20 protein-coding genes are annotated in these 26,668 nt (G+C 41.1%); 6 read left to right on the forward strand and 14 right to left on the reverse strand.

The genetic code is table 11. The features are described 5' to 3' along the window. Positions 1-13 precede the first annotated feature (13 nt). From K6V21_RS23600 to K6V21_RS23635, 8 genes are all read right to left on the reverse strand, one after another. On the reverse strand, positions 14-1,684 hold the full coding sequence (locus K6V21_RS23600) for an O-antigen ligase family protein (protein ID WP_224320072.1): 1,671 nt from the start codon (positions 1,682-1,684) through the stop codon (positions 14-16). Further along, the gene (gene lepB, locus K6V21_RS23605) at positions 1,681-2,535 is read right to left on the reverse strand and encodes a signal peptidase I (protein ID WP_224322089.1); all 855 of its coding nucleotides are present in this window, start codon (positions 2,533-2,535) and stop codon (positions 1,681-1,683) included. The genes K6V21_RS23600 and lepB overlap by 4 nt, the downstream gene beginning before the upstream one ends. A gap of 426 nt (positions 2,536-2,961) precedes the next feature. Then, a complete protein-coding gene (locus tag K6V21_RS23610; protein WP_217714366.1) occupies positions 2,962-3,837 on the reverse strand; it encodes a DUF1573 domain-containing protein in 876 nt (291 codons plus the stop codon). A 52-nt stretch (positions 3,838-3,889) separates the two neighbouring features. After that, positions 3,890-5,020: a 6-bladed beta-propeller gene (locus K6V21_RS23615; protein ID WP_217714367.1), complete on the reverse strand. Its 1,131-nt coding sequence runs from the start codon at positions 5,018-5,020 to the stop codon at positions 3,890-3,892. 57 nt (positions 5,021-5,077) lie between these two features. Next, a complete protein-coding gene (locus tag K6V21_RS23620; RefSeq protein ID WP_217714368.1) occupies positions 5,078-5,395 on the reverse strand; it encodes an NVEALA domain-containing protein in 318 nt (105 codons plus the stop codon). Positions 5,396-5,660: 265 nt separating this feature from the next. Next, on the reverse strand, positions 5,661-6,653 hold the full coding sequence (locus tag K6V21_RS23625) for a BF3164 family lipoprotein (RefSeq protein WP_224320073.1): 993 nt from the start codon (positions 6,651-6,653) through the stop codon (positions 5,661-5,663). A gap of 52 nt (positions 6,654-6,705) precedes the next feature. After that, positions 6,706-6,948 (reverse strand): NVEALA domain-containing protein, encoded by a 243-nt coding sequence (locus K6V21_RS23630; protein ID WP_224320074.1) that lies wholly within the window; start codon positions 6,946-6,948, stop codon positions 6,706-6,708. Between the two features lie 182 nt (positions 6,949-7,130). Next, positions 7,131-8,246, reverse strand: a complete 1,116-nt coding sequence (locus K6V21_RS23635) for a hypothetical protein (RefSeq protein WP_224320075.1) — start codon at positions 8,244-8,246, stop codon at positions 7,131-7,133. Positions 8,247-8,753: 507 nt separating this feature from the next. Here K6V21_RS23635 and K6V21_RS23640 point away from each other — a divergent pair. Further along, a complete protein-coding gene (locus tag K6V21_RS23640; protein ID WP_224320076.1) occupies positions 8,754-9,512 on the forward strand; it encodes a lysophospholipid acyltransferase family protein in 759 nt (252 codons plus the stop codon). 10 nt (positions 9,513-9,522) lie between these two features. Here K6V21_RS23640 and K6V21_RS23645 read toward each other — a convergent pair whose 3' ends face one another. Continuing rightward, on the reverse strand, positions 9,523-10,266 hold the full coding sequence (locus K6V21_RS23645) for a DUF4369 domain-containing protein (RefSeq protein ID WP_044264325.1): 744 nt from the start codon (positions 10,264-10,266) through the stop codon (positions 9,523-9,525). Between the two features lie 212 nt (positions 10,267-10,478). Here K6V21_RS23645 and K6V21_RS23650 point away from each other — a divergent pair, with 212 nt between their 5' ends. The 5 genes from K6V21_RS23650 (at position 10,479) to K6V21_RS23670 (ending at position 17,238) form a co-directional block, all read left to right on the forward strand. Continuing rightward, positions 10,479-11,699, forward strand: coding sequence for an anaerobic sulfatase-maturation protein (locus tag K6V21_RS23650; protein WP_224320077.1), 1,221 nt, complete (start codon positions 10,479-10,481; stop codon positions 11,697-11,699). Positions 11,700-11,718: 19 nt separating this feature from the next. After that, positions 11,719-13,878, forward strand: a complete 2,160-nt coding sequence (locus K6V21_RS23655) for a S46 family peptidase (protein ID WP_224320078.1) — start codon at positions 11,719-11,721, stop codon at positions 13,876-13,878. A 140-nt stretch (positions 13,879-14,018) separates the two neighbouring features. Beyond that, positions 14,019-16,181, forward strand: a complete 2,163-nt coding sequence (locus K6V21_RS23660; protein WP_224320079.1) for a S46 family peptidase — start codon at positions 14,019-14,021, stop codon at positions 16,179-16,181. A 271-nt stretch (positions 16,182-16,452) separates the two neighbouring features. Further along, complete coding sequence (gene trxA / locus K6V21_RS23665; RefSeq protein ID WP_007214477.1) at positions 16,453-16,749, forward strand: thioredoxin; 297 nt, start codon at positions 16,453-16,455, stop codon at positions 16,747-16,749. A gap of 12 nt (positions 16,750-16,761) precedes the next feature. Further along, positions 16,762-17,238: a thioredoxin family protein gene (locus K6V21_RS23670; RefSeq protein ID WP_224320080.1), complete on the forward strand. Its 477-nt coding sequence runs from the start codon at positions 16,762-16,764 to the stop codon at positions 17,236-17,238. Positions 17,239-17,261: 23 nt separating this feature from the next. On the opposite strand, the gene K6V21_RS23675 is transcribed toward K6V21_RS23670, so the two are convergent. The 5 genes from K6V21_RS23675 to K6V21_RS23695 all read right to left on the reverse strand — a co-directional run bounded on the left by K6V21_RS23675 (position 17,262) and on the right by K6V21_RS23695 (position 26,414). Further along, positions 17,262-18,122, reverse strand: a complete 861-nt coding sequence (locus tag K6V21_RS23675) for a histidinol-phosphatase (RefSeq protein WP_224320081.1) — start codon at positions 18,120-18,122, stop codon at positions 17,262-17,264. Positions 18,123-18,176: 54 nt separating this feature from the next. Continuing rightward, the gene (locus tag K6V21_RS23680) at positions 18,177-20,054 is read right to left on the reverse strand and encodes an ABC-F family ATP-binding cassette domain-containing protein (protein WP_217714377.1); all 1,878 of its coding nucleotides are present in this window, start codon (positions 20,052-20,054) and stop codon (positions 18,177-18,179) included. Between the two features lie 52 nt (positions 20,055-20,106). Then, positions 20,107-20,913 carry a DUF3805 domain-containing protein gene (locus tag K6V21_RS23685; RefSeq protein WP_217714378.1) on the reverse strand — a complete coding sequence of 269 codons (807 nt, stop codon included), beginning with the start codon at positions 20,911-20,913 and terminating at the stop codon, positions 20,107-20,109. 457 nt (positions 20,914-21,370) lie between these two features. After that, a complete protein-coding gene (locus K6V21_RS23690; protein ID WP_224320082.1) occupies positions 21,371-23,221 on the reverse strand; it encodes a SusD/RagB family nutrient-binding outer membrane lipoprotein in 1,851 nt (616 codons plus the stop codon). 34 nt (positions 23,222-23,255) lie between these two features. Further along, the gene (locus tag K6V21_RS23695) at positions 23,256-26,414 is read right to left on the reverse strand and encodes a SusC/RagA family TonB-linked outer membrane protein (RefSeq protein WP_224322090.1); all 3,159 of its coding nucleotides are present in this window, start codon (positions 26,412-26,414) and stop codon (positions 23,256-23,258) included. Positions 26,415-26,668: the final 254 nt, after the last annotated feature.

The raw sequence follows: 26,668 nt of genomic DNA on the forward strand, positions 1-26,668 counted from the left end.
TATCTCATTTTTGTTATTTCATATTTATTTTCTCTAATATCTCCTTGACCTTACTGCGCATTTCTTTTATAGCAGTAGAATGCACTTTAGGTTCTTTAGTCAGCACGATGTCTGCAACCTCCTTCAACTTGCCAGGGTTATAAAAATCCGGCTCTGCATAAAGGTTGGTTAGTAGATAATAGGGATAAATTCTACCCGGCAAGCGATGAATAGCCCTCTTAAAAAGATTCTCGGCTTGTTCATAATTATGTAGTTCCTGATAATTTTTACCCATGATATTCAATACCATCGGATCTGTACTGTGCCAGCAAGCTTCTTCCAGATATTTGTTGGATTCATTGTAAAATAGCGACTTATGCAGGCTGTGCCCATACTCAAAGAGAAATCTCCCTCTCTCTCTTAATATCGGGTAAAGTTCTCCATAAGCCTCATTAGCCGCTTTATATGCACCTGTATTGTAAAGCAGCCTTGCAGATACCCATTTCCGGCAGATCTCCTCTTCCTGCCGCCATTTCCCCATATAACCACCCGCCCACAAAATGAGACACATACACAACACGAAAGACTTACCAACAAAATCCCCGATTCCGCAGGCAAGAAACAAACATATACCCGCCACCACAAAAGCCGGAAAATGCATAGGATAGGAAGAAAAAGAGAAAACGAGCAAAGACAAAATTGCACCGCAGATACCATAGCGACCACGCTTCACTCCCATCCGTAAGCAGATTCCAATAGCCACCAAAACTATTACACAAACCACAACACCTTCCGTCAGAGTCAGTGACAAATATTCATTAAACACATACTCCGGACTACCCGCAACACGTTCTTCCCATTCGGCATAATTTCCTTGTGTAAAATAATTTTCTTGTGCTTCACCATAAGCAAATGCAAAACCTTTGTCACAGCCCCACGGATAATTGGTTATCGCCTTACAGGTTATTTTCCACATAAACAAACGCCCCAATGCAGAATCCGGTTTCAGAATAAGAGCTCCGGCACCTCCTAAGATCACCATAAGAAGCACTCCTGTTCCACACAAAATATAGCGTCGCTTATACTTTTGCCATAATATGCGCCACTTATTTTTATCGCGATGCATATATATCATCCAGCCACAACTTATAACCGCAGCAATCCAGGCAGAACGACTCATTGTGGCAGGCAATACGCAAAGTATAAGAATACCGGTTATGATAACAACACCCCTTGCCAACTTACGAATAACCGTTTTTTCCTTATAAATACATAAATACAGATGTAAGCAGAGCGGAAGCACCATTGCCAGATATCCCGCATACGGTCCCGGATTGAAGAAAGAACCTGTAAGTGCATAACGGTAATGGCCGGAAGCGGAAAATCCGTACAATTGACGCAATCCCTCAACAGCCTCAACAATGCCACACAGAATTAATCCCCATGAGACACAAACAGAAATACAAGGAAACAGTAATACATACTTCCGGCTTTCTTTTCCCGCCAGCTGCAACAAAGCTGCAATAATTATGCAGATGCTCGAAAGCAATAGAATTTTTCCGAGCCATATCCACTGTCCCACATTCTCCTCTACCGGAAGCTCGGGCGTGGTAATCCACACTACACCTAATGGAGCACAGATTGCCACAAAAAGCAGACAAGTTACTGCAATGTCTTTTACTTTATGTATCTGTAAACTTATCACTCAATCTTTTTAAATATCCGATTCCACCTTATTTTATCCGTCTCTCTATCTACCGACTTCCATATCCTGACTGCTTTACCTACAATAAAAGGTTCGGGCAGCAAACCCCAATAACGGGAATCCTGTGAGTTCATCACCTTATCACCCGCCACGAAATAATAATTCTCCTTAAAACGATAAGTACGTATCACGCTATCATTCAGTAAAATCGTATCTCCACGTAGAAAAAGTTTCTTTTTCTGCTCCCATTCTATCGCATTCCGGTACAGGGCGACATGTTTAGAAGACATCTCTATAACATCGCCTTTTGCAGGAAGATATAAAGGACCAAAACTTACTATATTCCAGTTCACAATATCATTATAGGGATAACCGTTCATCACAATTCCGTAATCTCCTTCCCTACCTCGTTCAATAATCTGCATTAGCCGGTCTTGTGCTTCCACATTTCCCAATGCCGAGGTGCAACCACGTACTTTATAATGCCCTTTCTCTATTTCAAATGTATCACCAGGCAAAGCAACACAACGTTTCACATAATATTTCATTACTCTAAAAGCAATGCTATCCCAACGCTGTTCCAAATAGGGAAAATTAAAAACCACTACATCATTTCTTTTTACCTTGCCCCAACCGGGTAAACGGGATATATTTACTTCCTCATCTTCCAAGGCATCCCCAATATTGAACAGACGACCTCCCATCACGCATTTATTCACCAAAATATTATCGCCTGCAAGTAAGGCAGGCTCCATAGAGTCTGAAGGGATCTTGAATGAGGCAATACTAGTCACCAAAAGTAGCATCCAAAGTAGTGCCGTTCCGCAAACCGTCAAGCATAGATTAAGAATCTTATCAAAATACTAATCTAAACTTCCTTTCGTACAGACTTCATTCTTTGCCATTCCATTTCAATCTACTTACTAATTCTTATTTTTTTAGAACTATTCTAAAACTCAGTATTCTCAATAGCAAAATAACAACGTCAAGGACTACCGAAAAAATTCCAAAGATAACCTCTAGAAGATTCATCACTTACGAACAAAAACATCGAATTTTATAACGGAAACCATTGCATCATAATGACTATCAGTTATATATTCTCGATTAAGAATATACCATCCTCCAACTCCTAATAATTTCCGATAATAACAAAATCTCCAATCCTATCCTTTGCTTCAGCCTATCCCTAAACATCCTATATCTCGAAAATCCCTTCGTTACAAAAAACAAAAGGAAATATTGCTAAAACTACCTAAAATAAATCGTTACTAATTTTATTTTGCATATCCTCTAATTTTGAGAACAATTGGAGAGCCTTCTACATTACAGGACAATGCTATTGTCTTACTAAAATATTCAGGGCGTTCTGCCTTATAAACCACCTCCAACACTAGTTCTTTCCCCGGTTGTACAGGTTCTTTTGAATAAAATACAGTGGTACAGCCACAAGAACTATTCACTTCTTCTATTATTAAAAGTTCATTCCCCACATTTTTCAAAATAAATGTATCTTTTTGTTCTTCATTCCAATTAAAATGCCCCAATACAATAGAAGATTTATTGAGAGCTATTGCTGTTTTTTTTAATTTATATTTTGAAGTCTTGTCAAATTCCTCTCCACTAATTATATTCATATAAAGTTCTCTCACATTTTCATTAATTATCGGATTACCCATAGCAATCACCTTATTATCCCGATCCAACAAAAAAGTCTGAAAAGGTATTTCTACAGGAAAATGATTTAATTTATTAAAATTATCATTTTTATCTATACAGACAGGATAGTTATATTGGTCACGTTTCAATATATGCAACAGTTCTTTATTGTTTTTGACACATAAAAATAATAAGACTGAAACTTGGTTAGGAAAAGCTGAATTTAATTGTTCTATAAAAGATTTCCACATAGGGAGACGTAATTTACAACTGATACATCCCATAGAATCAATATAACTAACAATAGTATATTGAGCTTTTGTTTTCAAAAATGGGATTGTATCAGTTCCTGACAATATAATCATTGAATCATTAGGAAACAACAACTCTTTACCCTTCCATTTTTGCAACAAATGCGAAATATTTTTTTGATTTGAGTTTTCACATGAAAACAAACAAAAGAAAAACAACAATATATAAAACAGTTTTTTCATTACATACCTTATTTAGAACTTACACAAAAAAAAGACCTCCAATACACTTCATTTATTTCTCTTTGAAAAATAATAAAATAGAATTATCATCTTCACTAATATTAAATGTCTCTACTTTTTTTCTCCATTCGGTAGGTATGCCAGACATTAGTTCCGGCTCTTTTATCCACCTTTCAGCTGGAATAATAAACAAAATACTATTATCATCTCCATCATGTGGAAAATAGTCGTTAGGCGTTAAATAAAAAATATCCTGAAACATAAAATTATCTATATGAAGTTCATTCTTATTCTTATCAAGCAATAAAAAATCGTTCTGATTAGTATGAAAAATTAAATGGTTATCTGTTTCTCTTACAGAATTCACACTATAAACAATATTATCTTTTGATATCCTTGTCATTAATTCCATTGGATTTGACTTTGCTCTCTCTATTAAATCATCACTCAACTCAAATATAGGAATATCCAAGTGATAATATGGTACTAACTCATTTCTTTCCAGGCAATACAATTTACAATCAAGAGGAGCATTAACCCACACACGCTTGCTTTTCACTATCTGCTTTCCTAAACTTCTAATCGGGAAATCTATCTTCTTATCAGAACCTGAAATTTTCCATTCTTTATCTTTCAAATTATAGATTTTGAATGCGTACGGATAACAAGTATACCCTTTCAATTTATTGTAGAAAATAACTTCTCCGTTATTGTAAATCATATTTTCATATATAGCATCCGCCTGCACATCATCCGACAGGAAATTACCTTGTAAATCAAAAGTGAGCAATTTTTTATAATCATTATATATCAATATGTGGTCTAATACCTCATCAAATGCAACATCTATTATACGATTTGATTCTCCGGGTCCATTTCCAACTCTATGGATATAGGTTTTCAACTGCCCAGAACGAGCATTTATTAAAGATACTGTCTTATCGTCTTTAGACAACAAAAGAACATCATCTTTTATCTTTATAACTTTATCAATAGATGAAATAAGAAACGAATTAGCTGTTTCAATCGGTACGATACTTTCCAACTCAAAATGGTCTCTAAAATAGTTTTCATTTGTCTCTGTTGGAACATGTAACATTATAGATCCATCATTTGATGCAGTTTTATTCTTAGAACAAGAAGAAAAAAATAATATAAAAAACAATACTATATATTTCCACATGATAATATAGATATAATGAGGGTGCATTAGAATAAGCACCCCCAATTAAACAAATAATTAAACGCAATGCAAAGATGTCGGCGTACATTCGGAATAAGTACCATTCACACAGTATAAAGACCCGTCTCCATAACAATCCTGATGGTACTTATGACAATCATTCATATAATTTCCCTTACACGCCTTATAAGTTCCCAAATCAGTTATCGTAATAGATTCAGATTGGCTCTTATCATCTCCTTCCCCCCTTGCTAACGCTTCCACATTGGCCAATGTAAAATCAGACATTGCATTTGATTTCTGATTGGCATAAATACCATATCCTGCAACTGTTGCAAATGCGGCAGCAAAGACTATTTTAACAATCATTCTCATTTTCAAATATTACTTTAAATAAAATCTCATTCAATCTTCAATATCAAGCACATATATCATGCAGCCCCAAATTAAGACACAACATATCTTACTAAGCCCATCGTCCATACTGCACTACCGTCACAGATGAACCCAATTTCCGTTTTCATTTAAAAATTCATATCTTTGCCAGGCTTCTAATTTTTAGGGGTTACGGAGCATTCGGTATTCTATTGCACCAACAAGTTGTTTACCGTCTGCTCCTTTTAATAATTTAATAATCACTCTACATACCATTCATATAGTATTCTATTATCGGTTCATCCTTATTCACATCCGTAGCTATGATAATGCCTTTCTGCTCATTTACCGAAATTCCATGGATATAGTGATCTAAGACATATTTCCGAAGCGGTTCACCTTTCAGACCAAATACATAGATGTATTGTCCACCATCCGGTAAATTAATGCCCTGCTGTGCTTTCTGTTGGATATCCTTGAATTTACGACCCTGAAAAACAACATAAATAGCACTATCCGTCACTTGTATATCACTAAATCCCATAATACCGGTCGGTATACCATACCCCTGAGCGATCTGAAACTCCGGTTCACCATTAGGACCAACACAAGCTATGTACGTACTATCTTTCAAATTATAAATTTCAAGAACTTCTCCCAGTTGGGTAGCTGCCACAAGTACGCCATTACGAGGATTGTAATCGATAAAACTGCGCCATGCCTGCGCCAAAGCAGGACGGGCATTCTTCAAAGCATCCTCGTTGGCTGTGGGAATAGTACCTATTTTACGAAGTAACTTACCCTGCCGATTAACCAAACAGAAACGACTGTCACCGGAATAATCGGGAATGATAAAAGTAGAATCATTATATTGCACAAAATCCAGTGCCCGAAGTAATTCTTCATCCAGGCTCACCGCCTCCTGACGAAGCAATGAGTTTCCAGATGAAGCAAAACCTAACCGAGTTAATTCTGATTTATTAGAATCAAGTATCCACATAGAACCTCCATCCCATCGAAGATTTTCAGCTGAAAGCATCTCCTCAGGAGCATCGCCTCGCTTGCCGAAAGATGACAAGTAATGGAAGTCTGGATAGTGGAAAACATGAAAGAAATGTTCCGTTCCATGCAAATCAAGCACTACGGCCTTGTCGTCTTGTACACGTACCCTATAAGGATAGCGAAACAAAGCTGTATCCAATGGCAAAGTCCAAGCTGTCAATTCTCTCGCTTCGGGAAAGTCAGAATATGACATCATTCTCTCATCGGGCACAGAAGTGCATGCAGTGAAGAGAAAGACTAATAATATGCTAATAGAGGTCTTCAAGGCTGTAACCAGTCATTACATATTTCACTTTAGTTTTCGAAAAAGGACAGTCGACATCCCCCAGACCTAAACAGTTTGAGGGTACTCCTCCTTCACCCCAAGCTAAGGCTTCTACGTTTTCCAGTAGCAAATCATCCATTTTCTTACCCGATTTCTGACTACAAAAAGCAGTTATTGCACCAACTGCACACAAACTGATTACAGCAATTTCAATCTTGTTTTTCATGTTTCACTTATTTTTATATTAGATATCTGTTATGAGACATACAAAACAGCATTGTCTCATTTTCTGCCCCAAAGGTAAATGAGTTTCTATATCAAACCAACTTTTTCGACTTACCAAGACTTACCAAGACTTACCAAGTTTAATTATACACCTTTTGGTAAGCGTTGGTAAGTTCTTCTATCTTATGCTTCAGTGGAATTTTTCTCGATGAAATGGGGCATTTTCAAACAATAGTACTTATCTTCTTTTTCTACTATAAGAGAAGAGACATTTTTCAATGCTTCGCGTAAACGATGAATGGCAGCATGAATTTGACTGGAAGTTCCTTTCCCTTCCCATAATTTCTTATTCATTTCCTCCGCAGTCAGTCGATAATCTTTGGCACATAAAAAAAGCTTCAACAAGATTATTGTTTGCGGTTGCACTTGCCGCGTCTTTTCTCCATTCACCAAAACACCTTTTATCGAATCCAAAATAGTCCCATCGGCCAATTCATATAATCCGGTTTGCTCTACTACTTCTTCCAAATGCATTTTTCTTTCAACAACTATCGTTTTCTCTTGAATATGGACAACAGTTTCTTTCTTCACAAGCTTACGTCGCAAAAACAAAGTAATCTGTTTATAATATGAGAAAAGAAGGAAGAAACAAAGCCAAAGCAGAAGTAATATAATGATGGGCGGCCATACCTCTAATGCCTGCCACCAACTATAAGACACAAAACCTGTTGCTTCCACTTCACAACGAAAGCCTAAATAACGGGATAGCAAACTATCTCCCTCCAATATTTTTATACTATCGGGGGAACAGACGACAGAAGTTTGTTTCAACAAATCAATTGTTGAAAGACGAATACCTATATTAGCTTTAATTGATTTCCTTATCAATAGACTATTCCAAGATGTATTCAGCGTATCAGCATTCAGAGGATGCTCTTCAAGCACATAACTGAGTAACATTCTTTTTTCGGTATCTTTGATAAGACTATTGTCAAATTTCACACGTGGTATCTCATAGTCGTGCGTTCCATACTTACTCGTCAAAGTTACAGGACTCTGGAATGGACTTTCCAATGTTTTCATTTCAGGAGAATTAACACCTGCTACAAATGGCACAACAATATTCCCCCGTTTCTGCACTTCCTGTTGCAACGCCTTTACAAATGTTTCCTCTGCCTGCACATTCCACTCAGCCACCAGCTCCGAATAGTTACAGTAAAGCGTATATACGTATATGCTTGTAACCACAGTACAAAAAACAATCCCTCCCCAAAATAAATTTAACCTACTAAGTTTCATACCATCTACATATTATTGCCTGTCAAACGTTTTATCCTACAAATATAACAAAAACAAAATACAGAAAAGCACAAAACACGTCAATCACTCAGCATTTTTTATAAAACATCGCTTTGTTCCATTTTTCTTCTCCCATCCACCCTATTTGCATCCCCTTCGCTCCAATAGAAAGAACAAAATAGCGAACTTGGTACGAAGAAGATACAAGGAAGGTACAAAGGAAGAATTATTGTTCTTTTTTTCGTTTTTCACTATTCTTAAAAAACGAAGAATATTTCACCGACATCTCCCTATGACCCCTCCAGGAACCTCTTGTGAGGCATATTAAAAATGGCTACACCCTTTGCCTCGGATGGCTACACCCTTTAGAGCAAATGGCTACACCATCCGGAACAAAGGGTGTAGCCCTGGCAAAAGCCGAATTACCGAATAATCTAAAAGTACGATAACCGGGTAGCATATCTAAATCAAATTATATATCTTTGCGGAAACAAAAATCCAACACCTATGAAGATACTTTATTATATTTACCAAATATGTTTTGCTTTACCAATTCTGTTGGTATTGACTATTCTCACGGCTTTGGTGACTATCGTCGGCTCTCTAATAGGCGGTGCACATATCTGGGGCTATTATCCCGGAAAAATATGGTCACAATTGATTTGTGTTTTCCTGCTGATTCCAGTAAAGGTGCGCGGCCGGGAGAAAATACATAAACATACATCGTACGTATTCGTACCCAACCACCAGGGAGCATTCGATATCTTCCTCATTTACGGATTTCTGGGACGTAACTTCAAGTGGATGATGAAGAAGAGCCTGCGGAAGTTACCTTTCGTAGGGAAAGCCTGCGAAAGTGCAGGACACATATTTGTGGATCGTTCAGGTCCCAAGAAAGTATTGGAAACCATTCGCCAGGCAAAGGCTTCGCTAAAAGACGGCGTATCATTGGTGGTATTTCCGGAAGGTGCCCGTACTTTTACCGGCCACATGGGATATTTTAAGAAAGGTGCATTCCAGTTAGCAGATGAATTGCAGTTGGAAGTGGTGCCGGTCACTATCGACGGATCATTCAAAATTCTGCCCCGCACGGGCAAATGGATACATCCATACCGCATGATACTCACTATTCACGATCCGATTCCGCCTAAAGGACAAGGCATAAAAAACATCAAGGCGACGATGGCCGAAGCCTACGCCGCCGTAGAAAGTGCTTTACCGGAAGAATACAAGGGAATGGTGAAAAACGAGGATCAGGACCGATAGCTGCAAGTAGTTAGTTCTGCGTAGCGGCGCTCTCCTCCATACGCCGATGTTCCTCTATCAATTTCATATTCTCTTTAGCTTTATCGAGGAATTCCCTCACCAAAGGACTACTCTTGAAGGTTTGAGGGGCTGTACGGATGATATCCTCTATTTGCGGTGTCATGATGGGATAAGGCAGTGTACTGCACATCATCATGAATACGCTGGGACCAAGGACATTCTCATAATTGGTGGAAATGAACTCCTTGATATAGTCATTCATCTCTTTTACCAGAGCTTCTCCTTCCTGAGTCAGTTGTTCGTGGATGTCATCCAATGCAGCGCCATCCAGTACCATACGTGCCTCTTTCTTTTCCAGTTCTTCAATCTTCAACTCAAGCGAATTACGCTTTTCGATGAATTCATACAAAGCATTGTTTAGCGGTGTACCTTTAGCGGTGAGTTGAGAGTTGGATATGGAGACTTCAATCTTACCGTTCTCAAGTACAAGAGGCATGATAGCCTCATCATTCATGTAGAGCGTCACCATCATTACAGAGTCCGACGGACCACTCGTAGAGAACAAACCGTGTACCACTTCGGCGGAGTCAATTGCTATCCACTGCCCGTCGCGGAGCGTTTTCAGGTATAACATCTTACCATCGAGGCTGGTCACCGATGACACACCCTCCACTTTATACTTGCGACTGCACGAAGCAAAAAGCACGAGCAAAAGCATTAAGGGCAAAATACGGTTCACATTCATTCTAATCATGCAGGAAACGATTTTTATGAAACACGATACAAAGGTACAACCTATTCGGGCTGTAAAGAAACTTTTTATCAATATTTAATTTTTGCTCTCTTTTTTCCATTAATAATCCTTATAAGGAGGGAGAAAAGAAAGGATATTTCATTTAGTTTACTTATTTTTGCAGTGATAACTAACAAAATGTAAACCCTGTAACTGAAACAAGATAATCTCCTATGTCAACTTATGCTCCTTTTGCCAAGCCTCTTTATGTCATGCTGAAACCGGTAGGCGCCGTATGCAACCTTGCATGCGATTACTGTTACTACCTGGAAAAGAGCAAGCTATACCAAAACAACCCTAAACACGTAATGAGTGAGGAGTTACTGGAAAAGTTTATTGAAGAATACATAAATTCGCAAACCATGCCGCAGGTAATGTTCACCTGGCACGGTGGGGAAACTTTGATGCGCCCGTTATCCTTCTATAAAAAGGCCATGGAACTGCAAAAAAAATATGCCCGCGGACGCACAATAGACAATAGCATACAGACCAACGGAACCATGCTGACGGATGAATGGTGCGAATTCTTCCGTGAAAACAACTGGCTGGTAGGTGTCTCTATCGACGGCCCACAAGAATTTCACGACGAATATCGCAAGAATAAGCAGGGTAAGCCTTCTTTCGTAAAAGTAATGCAAGGCATCAATCTGCTGAAAAAGCATGGTGTGGAATGGAACGGTATGGCGGTAGTGAATGACTACAATGCTGATTATCCACTGGAATTCTACAACTTCTTCAAAGAGATAGGCTGCCACTACATACAGTTCGCCCCCATCGTAGAGCGCGTATTCGGGCATCAGGACGGACGTCATCTGGCCTCACTGGCCGATCGTGAAGAGGTGGCCGAACTGGCGGATTTCTCCATCAGCCCTGAACAATGGGGCAATTTCCTCTGCACCCTCTTTGACGAATGGGTGAAAAAGGATGTAGGCACCTATTACATTCAATTGTTCGACTCTACCCTGGCCAACTGGATAGGCGAACAACCGGGCGTTTGCTCCATGGCAAAGACCTGCGGACATGCGGGAGTGATGGAGTTCAACGGAGACGTATACTCCTGCGACCATTTTGTATTCCCCGAATATAAGTTAGGCAACATTTACCAGAAGACGCTGGTGGAGATGATGTACAGTGATAAGCAGCAGGCTTTCGGACAAATGAAGCAGCAATCATTGCCCACCCAATGCCGGGAGTGTGAATGGCTGTTTGCCTGCAATGGCGAATGTCCTAAAAACCGCTTCGCACGAACGGCAAGTGGCGAACCGGGACTGAATTATCTGTGTAAGGGATATCATCGCTTTTTCAGTCATGTAGCGCCATACATGGACTTCATGAAGAATGAACTGATGAACCAACGTCCGCCTGCCAATGTAATGAATTTCATGAAACAATAAATTGTATAAACAGATAACAATGAAAATTAGAACCTACTTAGTAGCGCTTGCAGCGCTGGCGTTCGGCTCTACAGCACGTGCCGACGAAGGAATGTGGTTACTGCAACTGATGAAACAGCAGAACTCCATTGAGTTGATGAAAAAACAAGGTTTGAAACTGGAAGCGGATGATTTGTACAATCCGAATGGAGTATCACTGAAAGATGCGGTAGGTATCTTTGGCGGTGGTTGTACAGGTGAAATCATCTCACCGGAAGGGCTGATTCTGACAAACCATCATTGCGGATACGCTTCTATCCAGCAACATAGCAGCGTGGAACATGACTATCTGACCGATGGTTTCTGGGCAAAAAACCGTGGTGAAGAATTGCCTACTCCGGGATTGAAATTCCAGTTCGTTGACCGTATCGAAGACATTACGGACATCGTGAACCAAAAGATCGCTGCCGGTGAAGTAACTGAAGTAAATGCACTCACCCGCCCGTTCCTCAATAAACTGGCTAAAGAATTGTTCGAGAAGAGCGATCTGAAAGGTAAAAAAGGCATTGAGGTACAAGCTTTGCCGTTCTATGCCGGAAATAAATTCTATTTGTTCTATAAGAAGGTGTACACAGACGTACGTATGGTAGCCGCACCTCCTTCTTCCGTAGGCAAATTTGGTGGTGAAACGGATAACTGGATGTGGCCCCGCCACACGGGTGACTTCTCCATGTTCCGTATCTATGCCGATGCTAATGGTGATCCTGCAGAATATGCAGCATCAAACGTACCTTTGAAGACTCCCAAATATCTGCCTATCTCTATCAAGGGACTGGAAGAAGGTGATTACGCCATGATCATGGGTTTCCCCGGAAGCACAAGCCGTTACCTCACCGTATCGGAAGTAAAGGAACGTATGGAAGCACAGAACCAACCGCGTATCACTATACGTGGTGCACGCCTCGCCGTATTGAAAGAAGTGATGGCTGCCAGCGACAAAACTCGTATTCAATATGCCAACAAGTATGCCGGCAGCAGCAATTACTGGAAGAACTCCATCGGTATGAATAAAGCGATCATTGATAATGATGTACTGGGTACAAAGGCAGAACAGGAAAAGAAATTCGCAGAATTCGCTAAAGGTAAACCGGAGTACGAAGGTGTTGTAGAAAAAATCGATGCCATTGTAAACCAGACAATGCCGGTAACCGGTCAGTATTACTACCTGATGGAAGCATTCAGTGGTGCCATTGAATTCGGTAGCCCGTATATGGTTATGGATAACCTGAGAAAGGGATTGGAAGAAAAGAACGACTCTCTCATCAATAAGTCTCTCGAACAGTTGAAAGAGGTCTTTGCTGACATCCATAATAAAGACTACGATCATGAAGTAGACCGCAAAGTAGCCAAAGCTATCTTCCCGGTATATGCCGAAATTATTCCGGCAGAACAACGCCCTGCTTTCTACCAGGTTATTGAAAAAGAGTTTAAAGGCGACTATAACGCCTATATCGATGCCATGTATGACAATTCCATCCTGGCAAACCAGACTAACTTTGACAAATTCATCAAGAAACCTACGGTGAAAGCTATCGAAAAGGATCTGGCAACTCAATATTCACGCGCCAAGATTGAAAAACTGATGTCACTGGCACAGGAACTGAACAGTACTTCCAAAGAACTGGCATTACTGCACAAAGCATATATCCGCGGACTGGGCGAAATGAAAGAACCCGTTCCTTCTTATCCGGACGCTAACTTTACCATTCGACTGACGTATGGTAACGTGAAATCATACAATCCGCGTGATGCCGTACATTACAAGTACTACACTACTACGGACGGTATTCTGGAAAAGGAAAATCCCGAAGACCGTGAATTCGTAGTTCCTGCCAAACTGAAGGAGCTGATACTGAAAAAAGACTTCGGACGTTACGCTCTGCCCAACGGTGATATGCCGGTTTGCTTCCTCAGCACAAACGACATCACCGGTGGTAACTCCGGTAGCCCCGTGCTGAATGCAAACGGTGAATTAATCGGTACTGCTTTCGATGGTAACTGGGAGTCTCTCAGCGGTGACATCAATTTTGATAATAACCTGCAACGTTGTATCAATCTGGACATCCGCTATGTACTGTTCATCCTTGAGAAACTGGGAGGATGCGAACATTTGATTAAAGAAATGAACATAGTTGAGTAACAGACCACCCTATCGGGGAATGACCCTATAAGTGAATAGGAATGAAGTAACGAGTGAATTAGGTTCAGTCGTTACTTCATTCCCCATTCAGCCGTTCCTTCATTATCCCCCCCTTAAAAACCCTTCTAAAGCACTTTTGTATGAGAAGAATTTTACTTTCATTATTTATTACATCCGCTGGGCTATTCGCCCGCGCCGACGAAGGCATGTGGATGCTGACCGATCTGCAAAAGCAGAACGAAGTCGCTATGACGGAACTGGGATTACTAATCCCGGTGAACCAGATTTATAATCCTGACGGCATCGCCCTGAAAGATGCAGTGGTTCACTTCGGTGGCGGTTGCACAGGTGAAGTGATCTCTGCCGAAGGATTGGTACTGACTAACCATCATTGTGGCTATGGTTCTATCCAACAGCACAGTACAGTGGAGCATGACTATCTGACAGATGGATTCTGGGCAATGAACCGCGAAGAAGAGCTTCCCTGTAAAGGACTTACCATCACTTACATTGATGAAATTCTGGATGTAACAGACTACGTCAACGAACAATTAAAGATAGATCCGGATCCCAACGGTACAAACTACCTGTCGCCCAAATACCTGAAGGAAGTAGCCGAGCGCTTCTCTTCCGAACAAGGCATTGCCCTGACACCGGGACGCAAGCTCGAACTGAAAGCTTTCTATGGTGGTAACCGTTACTACCTGTTTATTAAAACCACTTACAGTGACATCCGTATGGTGGGTGCACCTCCTTCCTCTATAGGAAAATTCGGTGCGGACACCGATAACTGGATGTGGCCGCGGCATACAGGTGACTTCTCTTTGTTCCGCATATATGCCGACAAGGACGGAAATCCGGTGGAATACTCCAAGGATAATGTTCCCCTGAAAGTGAAGAAGCATCTTACCATCAGCCTTGCCGGCTACAAAGAAGGCGACTTTACTTTCGTCATGGGATTCCCCGGACGCAACTGGCGCTATATGATTTCCGACGAAGTGGAAGAACGTATGCAAACCACTAATTTCATGCGCCATCATGTACGTGGTGTTCGCCAGGAGGTTTTGATGGAACAAATGCAGAAAGATCCTGCTGTACGCATCCATTATGCCAGTAAGTATGCCTCGTCTGCCAATTATTGGAAAAATGCCATTGGCATGAACGAAGGGCTTATCCGCCTGAAAGTACTCGACACAAAACGTGCCCAGCAGGAACAACTCCTTGCCCGCGGACGCGAACAGGGGGATGATTCTTATCAGAAAGCATTCGACCAAATACGCAGTATCGTTGAGCATCGCCGCCCTGCCCTCTATCACCAGCAGGCCATTCAGGAAGCATTGGTGACGGGTCTGGACTTTATGCGCATCCCCAACACTTCTGCCATGCTGGCTGCTTTGAAAAGCAAGGACAAGGCACAGATCAAGGCTGCCGCTGATAGCTTGAAAATGGCCGCCGACAAATACTTTGCTTCCGTACCTTTCCCTGATGTGGAACGTACAGTCGCCAAAAAAATGTTGCAGACCTATATGCAATATATCCCGGCGGAACAACGCATCAGCATCTTTGAGGTCATTGACAAACGTTTCAAAGGTAACAGTGATGCCTTTGTCGATGCTTGTTTCGACCACTCTATCTTCGGCAAGAAGGAAAACTTTGAAAAGTTCATCCGCAAACCGGGCTCGTATAAGTTGGGATTTGACTGGATGGTACTGTTCAAACATTCCATCACAGACGGACTGTTGCAGACCGCCATTGCTATGGCAGACGCCAACAAGAATTACAATGCCGCACACAAGGTATGGGTAAAAGGTATGATGGATTTGAAGCGGAGTGCAGGTACTCCCATTTATCCGGATGCCAACTCCACCCTGCGCCTCACCTACGGAAAGGTATTACCTTATGAACCGGCTGACGGAGTGGAATATGGTTACTATACCACCCTCAAAGGTGCCATGGAAAAGGAAGATCCCGACAATTGGGAGTTTGTGGTTCCTGCCAAATTGAAACAACTGTATCAGGCTAAGGACTTCGGACGCTATGCCATGCCGAATGGTGAAATGCCTATCTGCTTCATTGTGAATACAGACAACACCGGCGGTAACTCCGGCAGTCCGGTATTCAATGCCAAAGGTGAGCTCATCGGTACAGGTTTCGACCGCAATTATGAAGGACTTACAGGAGATATAGCCTTCCGCCCCTCTTCACAGCGTGCAGCTTGCGTAGACATTCGCTACACTTTATTTATCATAGAGAAGTATGCCGGTGCCTCACATATCATCAAGGAGCTGACGATTGCGGAATAAGAGCAGTCAGAAGTCTGTTTGAGATACTATACTCACCCCTACAAATACCATCACGCAGTACTTGTAGGGGTGTTTCTTTTAAAGGAATTGATTTCCAATGGAAAATGTTTCATTATGACAAGTATTCTAAAAAATAGCCAAAACAGACCCTAAACGGACATAAAGAATAATGATGCGTGAACAAAAAGTACCACGAACTGTTCACTATACAGACAACGACACTAATATTGTATTTATAAAAAAATGAATTAATAACAGAAAGGAAAAGATTATGGAGAAATTTGAAGAACTTATACAATCAGAAAAACCTGTTTTAGTAGACTTTTTTGCAACCTGGTGTGGCCCATGTAAGGCAATGCATCCCGTATTGGAAGAGCTGAAAGGACAAATCGGTGATGGTGCCCGCATCGTGAAAATCGATGTAGACCAACATGAGGAACTGGCTGCTAAGTATCGTATACAAGCGGTACCCACTTTTATCGTATTCAAGAAAGGTGAAGCCGTTTGGCGTCATTCCGGAGTTATTAAGGGCAGTGAGCTGAAAGGCGTCATTGAACAAAATTCATAAAGGACAAACATTATGAAGAAAGTACTAACATTTGCCATTCTGATTTTTGCCAGCGTACTGACATTCGCCTGCAAGGATGGGGCAAAAGCACAACCCAATGAGTCGGAACAAAAAGAAGCCAAGAGCGGAGAAGTAATCGTAATGAACAAGGATATGTTTATTAAAGATGTATTCGATTACGAGAAATCCCAGGACTGGAAATATAAGGGTGACAAACCCGCCATCATTGACTTGTATGCCGACTGGTGTGGTCCCTGCCGCATGACAGCGCCCATAATGAAAGATCTGGCAAAAGAATACGCCGGAAAGATCGTGATCTACAAAGTGAATGTGGATAAAGAACGTGAACTTGCCGCATTATTCAATGCAAGCAGCATTCCTCTCTTTGTATTCATTCCGATGGAAGGAGAACCTCAGCTTTTCCGTGGTGCAGCTGATAAAGCCACTTACCAAAAGGCAATTGAAGATTTCTTGTTAAAGAAGAAATAATATATAAGGAAAAGTCACTGGAGTTATGTATGAATGAGGAGTTGCATATTTTTCCACTCATTATTGTACATCTCCGTGACAGTGTGATAACCGGACGCTTGCAGGGCCATCAAAGCTTGCAGGCGTCCGTTGTTTATACGCTCCGGGTAATGGGAGTCACTATTAACCTGTACACGGATTCCCTTTTCAAGCAATACAGGGAAGTAGCGTTCATTAGGATAGAAAGTACCCAATTCCAGAAAAGATTTTGTATTAATCTCTACGATATATCCTTTTCGGGCAATAGCATCAAAATATTCCTGAATCAAAGCATCATACCAAGGTTCATCCAGTAAACCGGGATGATAAGCAGATGCGTTATAGTGCATTTTGTCAGCGTGACCGACAATATCAAAACCGCCCAGTTCCACCATACGCATCAAACGGTCATAATAAAGATGCACCACTCTCACCAGATCACCATTGAAATGTTTATCCACAAGTCTGCGGAATTTATCAGCCGTCACATCCACATCCACTATTTCTCCCTTATCATCATAAAGCAAGTGCACAGAACCAATACGGTAATCCAACGGTAATTCGCGGAAACGGGTAACAGACGGATTGCTCTCTTCATTCAGATAGTCAATCTCCAGACCGATATAGAGTTCTATTTGTCCGGCATACTTAGCCTTCAGACGATGGAATTCGGGCAGATAGTCATCCATAGAGTCCCACTCCATAGTCCACGCTGTAGAAAACGGCAGAGGGGCATGGGAAGAAAATCCATAAGAAGTAAATCCTTCGCTCAGGGCAAAGCGGATAAAGTCTTCCATATTAGCACGTCCGTCGCAATATAAGCTATGACTATGATAGTTCGTTAAATTTCCAGTCCTGTTGCTCATAATTTTATCATCTTATCATTTATCATTTTAACACCTTATTACCCTATCACCCCATCATTCTTCTATCTCACTAAGTTCCAGCCAACGCATGGTCTTTTCATCAATCAAATCCGTGATCTCAGGCAAACGCTTTGATTTCTCTGTGAGTTCTTCTACGGATAAGGTGCCACTGCACAGGGCAGCTTCAATAGTTTTCTTTTCGTCCTCCAATGTAGCAATTTCCTGCTCCAGCTGTTCAAACTCCCTTTTCTCTTTAAAGGACATCCGGCGTTTTTCATTCAGACGCACTTTAGCGGTTTTATCTTCCTGCGGTTTAGAGGCTTCTTTTTCTTTCTCCTTTTCCAGCCGGGCTTTTTCTTCTTTCCAGTCACGATACTGGGTATAATTTCCGGGGAAATCACGGATATCTGCCTGACCGTTGAAGACTAACATGTGGTCTACTACCTTATCCATAAAGTAGCGGTCGTGGCTTACTACGATAACACAACCCTTGAAATTCTGTAAATACTCTTCCAGCACATTCAGGGTAATGATATCCAGATCGTTGGTAGGCTCATCCAGCACAAGGAAATTAGGATTACGCATCAATACCGTACACAGATACAGGCGACGGCGTTCTCCACCACTCAGTTTATAAACATAGCTATGCTGGGTTTCGGGAGTGAAGAGAAAATGTTGTAGAAACTGGGAAGCGGTCAGCTTTTTACCATTGCCTAACTCTATGACTTCAGCGATATCCTGTACCACATCAATCACTTTCATCTGCTCATCGAACTGTAAGCCATCCTGCGAATAATAACCGAAACGTACTGTTTCTCCGATATCAATCGTTCCGCTATCGGCCTTCTCCTCTCCCATCAGTATTTTGATAAAAGTAGATTTACCGGTACCGTTATTACCTACAATGCCCATCTTTTCATAACGGGCAAAAATGTAAGAAAAGTCTTCTAATATTTTAAGGTCACCAAACGACTTGTACAGATGGTCTGCTTCGAATATCTTGCTACCGATGTAGGAGGCCTTTACTTCCAGTTTCACATTGTCGTTATTAAACCGCTGTTTAGCTACTTTCTCCAGTTCATAGAAAGCCTCTTCTCGATAACGCGCTTTATGCCCGCGGGCTTGCGGCATACGACGCATCCATTCCAACTCAGTGCGATACAGGTTGTTGGCACGGGTTATTTCAACATTCGTTGCATCGATACGCTCTTGACGTTTCTCCAGGTAATAGCTATAATTTCCTTTATATTGATAGATCTGACGATTGTCTATTTCAATGATTTCGGTACAGACACGGTCGAGGAAGTAACGGTCGTGCGTCACCATAAGCAGACTGAGGTTTGTGCGGCGCAGGTAATCTTCCAACCATTCAGTCATATCAAGATCGAGATGGTTGGTCGGCTCATCCAGAATCAGCAGGTCAGGCTCAGTGATAAGGGTATTGGCAAGCGCCACGCGCTTCAACTGCCCACCGGAAAGATGCTTTACTTGCTGATCGAAGTTTCTTATCTTCAACTGGGAAAGAATTTGCTTGGCCTTCTGCTCATACTCCCATGCTTTTTCATGATCCATGCGCACCAGGATTTCGTCCAAACCGGGATGCCCTTCTGTTTCCATGCAACGTTCGTACTCCTTTATCAGTTCTACCGTACTATTGCCATGATGGAAACAAGCTTCCAGAACGGTCAGTCCTTCGGGATATTGCGGGTCTTGTTCCAAATATCCGACCCTAAGGTCACGACGAAAAGAAACGGTTCCACTGTCATACCCTTCTTTGCCGGCAATAATATTCAACAAAGTAGTTTTACCACTGCCGTTTTTGGCAATCAGTCCGATACGTTGCCCTTCGGCCACACCGAGCGAAGTATTCTCAAGCAATACCAAATCACCGAATGACTTGGTCAAATTTTCTATCTGAAGATAACTAATCACAGTTTAAGATTTATGATTTATAATTTATGATTTATGGCTGGTTGGCAAATGATCAGAGTAAAGATTTGTAGGTTTCTGCCAAATTGCAAGGTTCCCCTGCCTTCACTTTGCTCCACACTAATTTCATAGGGTCAATCCATTCTCCGGTAATAAGGTTCTGCAGTACAGGAGCTTCACGATTACCATCTATCAAAGTCATCCATTCCAGGCCGTCTACTTCATTAGCAAGGATTACGCATACAGCAATGCCGAATGACAGCCATGCCTCTTTTTTCTTCTGCCCGATAGTACCACTGTCAATAACCTGTTGCATGCTGTCCAAATCTTCTTCCATACCCTGGAAATCTTTTTTCAGTTGTTCTTTTACAGTAGTAGTCACCCACTCATAAGCCTCATTAATCTGGTAGATTTCGGACAGGCGGACAGGTATAAGCTCTGCCGGATATTTCACTCCCTCTTTGCGTACTTCCAATGAGGCGATAACGGCTTCGGCTTCGGCCACGGATGATCCCTTGCTTACAGTAAAGGAGCATTCAAAGGCAACATCATCCATACCGGTAATCCAAAGATGAGAAGTATAATAAGCCCCTTCTTCTTCAAACATCTCCTTACTGTAAGCACATGCCAAGCTTCCTATTTTAACGGAGACTGCCGAAGGATTGTCTTTCAGTTCCTGACGGGTAACTTCTCGACCATACATAGCGTTACCTTTATATGCAGAGATACGAAAATTTCCAGTCCACTCACTTGGATTATAGAAGAGAAAAGAGCCTTCCCCATCTTCAAACTCATTCCAGTCCGCGGGATACAGCATGGAAAACCATGCTCCCGGAGAGATAAATTTCTTGCTTTGTGCCATTGCTATTCAGAGGTTAATAACGAGGCCACCTGACCTCGTTCGGCAAAAGTAACATTACATCCGTTGATATGCAAACAAACAGAAACAAAAAACAGCCGATTCTCACGAACCGACTGTCCCAATCATCATCTATGAATGAAGACCGTTACAGTCTTCAATATCTTATTAAATCTCTATGAAACTTCAAAGAAAATCATATTTCTGTTTCCGAGCGCAAAGATAATCAATGAAATATATAGATTCCCAATATTTTAAGATATTTAAATTAACGTTCTATAAACTATGGGATTTTATAGACTAATATCCCAAAAAGCAGCCGATTCTCACGAACCGGCTGCCCCAATCATCATTTATGAATGAAGACTGCTTGAGTCTTCGGAAAATTCATTTAGTATATTACAACGCATACACTATCTTCTCCTATTAAGTTTCCATTTCCATCAAATGCTGTGACAATTTATTGTTGTTTAGAATCCCACCATACCTGCAAGGTACAAATAACATTACTATTATACCATCCATCACCAAGTTCAGCCGCCCCCGGAACTTCAACACCAATTGCAGAAAGATTTTTAGTATTGTAAGTCAACTCATACGAAGCTTGCTTCCAACGACGGGGTGACTCACCTTCCGGACAGTAAGTAAAACCTGCAGGAGTAGTTTTGTAGTAATAGGGTTTATCCCAATTCATAAATATATTAGTATCATAATCATAACGGCGCATATCATTCCAGTTCTCATTAGAGAATGGCATCGCAAGCATCTTTTGAGTTATAATTTTTCCAAGAGTAAGATTGTCAGCATTTCCCAAACCATTGTTCAAGAAATTGTCAATTTCCGTTTGTTCAATATGAGTAAACGATGGACAGGAATTCAAATTTGTATCCTCAGAAGTCCACACTGCTATTTGATCGTTAACAGCATCAATACTTGCTTTAACACCATCCTTATACGCAGTGAATGCACCTGACTTTTCTCCTTGTCGGAAAAGCACCTCTGCTTTTATAAAACAAGCCTCAGCATAGGAAGCCATATAAGTAGGACTTGTAGCACGGGCATAAAATACACCACTGAGTGCCGAACTATCATAACTCTTATTACGACGATAGAGGATATCTATCCCTCCTGAGTAGCCGGTACCACCACAAGTTGTCCACACGTAGATAGTATCGCCTTGACGGGATGGGCTGTCACAATACCAACTCTGGGTAGAAGTGTTGAATGACAATGCATAAGGGCCTGATTGACTAAGGATATCAGTTTGCATATCAACACCCATTGAGCGACGCCATTTACCATCATCCGACCATTTGATATCAACAGGAGTAGCAGCTCCCTTCACTGAGCGGGTCCAGGGGATAAACTTGTCGGCACGCGGGTCTTCTACACCCTTACCATCAAAATTAGTCAGGTTGTCGTAGTAATTCTTGGTAATGTAGATATTACTGTTCATGCCGATACAAGAATAAAGAGCAGAATAATCCACCGGTTCATTCCACCCCAACACATCATGAGAAGGTGTATTAGTATCAGTATGTCTGATGAGAGTATTGTCGGCATTACTTTGCTGAGCCTTAGCCAGACAGTTAAGAATTTCCTGAGCATCATACTTGCCTTCTTTGTAGCTGCCAGCCTCTTTCTTAATCAAGTGGTTCAACCATCGGGCCTTTAGAAGATAGCACATTTTAAGCCACTTATCTGCATCACCACCATTCCAGCTATCACCTTCAGCCAACGTTTTAGGAGTAACACCATTTATAGTCTCTTGCCGCCTGGAAAATAGTTGTATTGCTTCATCAATGTCAGCTATACAACCAAGGAATATAGTCTTACCATTGTCATAAGCCGGAGAAGGTTTTTCGCCAAATGCCTCGTTATAAGGCACTTCGCCAAATAGATCTGTAAGCATCATAAAGCCATAAGCCCTAAAGAATTTGGCAGCACCGGCATAATGATAAGCACCCGCCTCCATTGCCTGATTATACAAGTCATTACAATTCACACCTACTTGAGTAAAAAACCACTGCTGTGCATTACTGGCACGAGTCGAAGAATCAAGTTGCCATTTAGCAGCTCCACCTTCACGGGCATTGTTACGATAGAAATGACCACAATAAAAGCTCGTGTTAGAGGCAACAATATGATAGATATGGCTCATATAAAATTGCATCCAAGGCACACGCTGATGAAATTCAGCATCAGTAGATATAGGGGTATTCGGATTGGTGTTTACATCAAGCCAATCATTACATGCAGAAAGCGAAACGCAAGCTGCCACTCCAAGAATTATTTTCTTATATAGTTTCATATTATATTCTGTTTTTCCTGCAGTTAGACAATATTTAGAAAGTCAAATTAACACCAAATGCAAAACTTGCCGTCGAAGGAACACCGCAATAGTCGATGCCTACCGAAGATGAACCAACTGCACCTGATCCGGCTGCCGCAACTTCCGGATCGCCATTATAGTTGGTGAAAAGAAGGAGGTTGTTGGCAGAAGCTGTAATTGAAGCACGCTTGATAACTTTTGTTTTGGCAAGTAGCGTTTTTGGCAAAGTGTATGAGAGTGATAAAGTACGAAGACGAAGCGCATTGACTTTCGTCATGAAGTTTGCAGTCTCATAGGGATAAATATCCTGATAATAATTAGCAATAATTGTCCTACCACTCGTTTCTTTACCATTGTAAGTATAAGTCTTATTGGCTTCAAAAGTGTTAGTTACGAAATTACCATCTGTGTTTACACCTGATATTTCAATCTTTTCACGTTTAGCGGAAAGCTCACTCACACCGGCCAATGTCATTGCATATTCCGTACCATTGTACACATGTCCGCCTACACGGAATTCCCACAGCATATTAAGTGACCATCCTTTGTATGAGATTGTGTTATTCCATCCGCCAGAGAATTTTGGTTCACGATTACCAATTTCGCGATTAACACTATTTGAACCTGCACTGTCTTTTGTGGGAAGCCCATTCTTGTCAAGCATTACATTACCTTGCTCATCACGCTTCCATTGACTACCCGAAATTGCCATAAAATTACCATTAGGAAAAGATGCCGCTTTAGCATTACCTACCTGCACATCAGTCACATAAAGTATTTCCACACCTTCAAGCAGATTCTTAACCGTACCACGGTTACCACTTATGTTAAAAGTAGATTCCCAGCTCCAGTCTTTAGTTTGAATCGGAGTACCACCAATACTGAGCTCCATACCTTTATTATATACATCACCGGCATTCACCGAACGAAGGATATAACCTGTTGCATTAGACAAACGAGGCGACATAATCTGGTCGTAAGAATTGTTGGTATAGTATGCATAATCCACCTTTAAACGGTTATTGAAGAAACGTAATTCAACACCGATTTCTACAGATTCCGTAATCTCAGGTTTCAAGGCGGCATTACCGGCAGTCCAATAGTTGCTTACACCTGTAAGACCGCCAAGGAATGACTGGCTTGGCCACAATGCCGTATCCAAGGAATATGGACTTGTATCTTTACCTACACGTGCCCAACTTGCACGAACCTTACCAAATGACAACCAGTCGGATTTTGGAAGGAATTCCGTAAACACGACACTACCACTAACAGATGGGTAAAAATAAGAGCGATTTTCAACTGGTAGTGTCGAAGACCAGTCGTTTCGTCCCGATACGGTCAGGAATACCGTATTCTTCCAGTCAGCACGAAATTCACCAAACACACCTACAAGGCGTTTTTGACTGCGAGCACTCGAAAAGTCACGATTATCATTTGTCGCATTGTCAAATGCATAAAAATCGGGAATCTCGAAATTCCAGGCCATTCGGTAATTAGACCAGGAACGAGTGTCGTCGGTAGAAGTACCAAGCATCAGATTAAAATTAAAGTCTCCAAACCGCTTGGCGAAGTTTGTCATTAAATTAGTAGAAAGATATTTGTAGCGATAAGAGTTTTCGCTATACATGCCCTTCTGCCAGGCCAGTTTATAAACACCACCAGCAGAGAGTGTTTTTGAGTCGTCAGTAGTATAAGAGTCAATGCCCATGCGATAGCTGATCCACCACCAATCGGTAATGTCGGCCTTAATATTGAAATTACCAGTGAAACGTTCGGTATTATCTTGCAGCTTATTCTTGTTGAGAATCCAATAGGGGTTATCTCGTTCATCAACTACGTCAAGACGATCGCCAAACATACGATAGCGTGTACCGTCTTCGTTCAAATAGTGACTCATATCATCGGTAGGCGACCAGCGATACAAGTTGGTCATTGTACCCGACCCGCTTGATCCATAAAGACCTGCAGAAGTAAGCGTCTTATCGGTATTTGCCTGAGAATATGCTACATTTGCACCAAAGGTGAATATCTTCCACTTTTGTTCGCCATTGAAACGGAATGTTGCTTTCTCATAGCCTGTATTAGGAATAATACCATCTTGATTATAATAAGAACCTGAAAGATAAAAGTTACTATTTTGAGATCCACCGGCTACACTTACGTTAGTATCCCAAGCACCGCCTTGCTGAAAAAAGTCTCCGATATTGTCATAAGTAGGAGCTCCATCAGTTATTGCTTCACCCCATGAATTATAGCTAAAATCATTGAATGTCGTTCCAGTATATTTGCCACTTGAATCATATTGATCTTCAGCAAATCCTCTTTTATATTTATTTTGGGTTTTAGGAAGAGATTTAGCCCATTGCGTAATATATTTAGTTGAAAAATTCACTTCAACAGCACCTTCTTTTCCTTTCTTAGTTGTAATGATAACGACACCAGCAGCAGCACGAGAACCATAAAGTGCGGCTGCAGCAGGACCTTTGAGTACTGACATATTCTCTATATCTTCAGGGTTGATGTCCATCACCCGGTTTGATTGGGTAGAAGCAGTTGATGTACTACCATCGAAAGCAGAATTGCCTACTACAGTAGTGGAGTTATCATAAATTACACCATCAACAACAAACACAGGTTGATTATCGCGCTCAAGTGAAGTACCGCCACGAAGGATTATTTGAGAACCCGCACCAGCAGCTCCACCACCCTGCGTAATATTAACACCTGCTATCTTACCAGCCAGAGAATTGATTGGGTTCACGCTCTTATTTTTCATAAGTTCTTCTGCACTCACGTCATCAATAGCATATCCCAATGACTTGCGATCTTTCTTGATACCCATCGCAGTTACAACAACTTCACTCAATGTCTGAGTATCATCTTTCAAAGTCACATTATATACACTTCCTGCACCCACCTTAATTTCAGCTGAAGTGTATCCCACAAATGAGATTACCAATGTGCTACCCTGCTGGGTATCCACAGAGAATTGACCATCAACATTAGTTATGGTACCTGTGCCAGTACCCTTCACCAATACACTGGCGCCAACAATAGGTTCACCTGTTGCATCTACAACTTTACCTGTGATTTTCTTCGCTTGTTGAGTACTTTGGGAACTTGTATTAGTAAAAATTACATAGGCATATGCCGAACCCTTATTGGTTATCTTATTCTTTTCATGTTTCTAAAAATATCTCATTCGCTTTTTTTATTATTCATCTAACAGTCTGATATTTACTTTATAATATGTGACAAATAATCAATATGACTTAAGAAATTTACATCAGCAAAAGCAAACAATCAAATTAATGTATTAGCATTTATTTTTCATTTCAATTAATGATCTGATATTAATATTTGGCTTAATTAATAAAGAAGAATGGTCTTAATTTCAAATTATATTCTTTATTTTCTACTACA

This window comes from Bacteroides cellulosilyticus (assembly GCF_020091405.1).
In the GTDB taxonomy this organism is placed as follows: Bacteria; Bacteroidota; Bacteroidia; order Bacteroidales; family Bacteroidaceae; genus Bacteroides.

Excerpts from the sequence above, each read along its gene's own strand:
- K6V21_RS23645 (WP_044264325.1), bottom strand. The coding sequence starts at position 10,266 with ATGATTAGAATGAATGTGAACCGTATTTTGCCCTTAATGCTTTTGCTC.
- K6V21_RS23635 (WP_224320075.1), bottom strand. The coding sequence starts at position 8,246 with ATGAAACTTAGTAGGTTAAATTTATTTTGGGGAGGGATTGTTTTTTGT.
- K6V21_RS23670 (WP_224320080.1), top strand. The coding sequence starts at position 16,762 with ATGAAGAAAGTACTAACATTTGCCATTCTGATTTTTGCCAGCGTACTG.
- K6V21_RS23615 (WP_217714367.1), bottom strand. The coding sequence starts at position 5,020 with ATGTGGAAATATATAGTATTGTTTTTTATATTATTTTTTTCTTCTTGT.
- K6V21_RS23610 (WP_217714366.1), bottom strand. The coding sequence starts at position 3,837 with ATGAAAAAACTGTTTTATATATTGTTGTTTTTCTTTTGTTTGTTTTCA.
- K6V21_RS23625 (WP_224320073.1), bottom strand. The coding sequence starts at position 6,653 with ATGATGTCATATTCTGACTTTCCCGAAGCGAGAGAATTGACAGCTTGG.
- K6V21_RS23685 (WP_217714378.1), bottom strand. The coding sequence starts at position 20,913 with ATGGCACAAAGCAAGAAATTTATCTCTCCGGGAGCATGGTTTTCCATG.
- K6V21_RS23640 (WP_224320076.1), top strand. The coding sequence starts at position 8,754 with ATGAAGATACTTTATTATATTTACCAAATATGTTTTGCTTTACCAATT.
- K6V21_RS23620 (WP_217714368.1), bottom strand. The coding sequence starts at position 5,395 with ATGAGAATGATTGTTAAAATAGTCTTTGCTGCCGCATTTGCAACAGTT.
- K6V21_RS23690 (WP_224320082.1), bottom strand. The coding sequence starts at position 23,221 with ATGAAACTATATAAGAAAATAATTCTTGGAGTGGCAGCTTGCGTTTCG.
- K6V21_RS23655 (WP_224320078.1), top strand. The coding sequence starts at position 11,719 with ATGAAAATTAGAACCTACTTAGTAGCGCTTGCAGCGCTGGCGTTCGGC.
- K6V21_RS23660 (WP_224320079.1), top strand. The coding sequence starts at position 14,019 with ATGAGAAGAATTTTACTTTCATTATTTATTACATCCGCTGGGCTATTC.
- K6V21_RS23675 (WP_224320081.1), bottom strand. The coding sequence starts at position 18,122 with ATGAGCAACAGGACTGGAAATTTAACGAACTATCATAGTCATAGCTTA.
- K6V21_RS23630 (WP_224320074.1), bottom strand. The coding sequence starts at position 6,948 with ATGAAAAACAAGATTGAAATTGCTGTAATCAGTTTGTGTGCAGTTGGT.
- K6V21_RS23650 (WP_224320077.1), top strand. The coding sequence starts at position 10,479 with ATGTCAACTTATGCTCCTTTTGCCAAGCCTCTTTATGTCATGCTGAAA.
- trxA (WP_007214477.1), top strand. The coding sequence starts at position 16,453 with ATGGAGAAATTTGAAGAACTTATACAATCAGAAAAACCTGTTTTAGTA.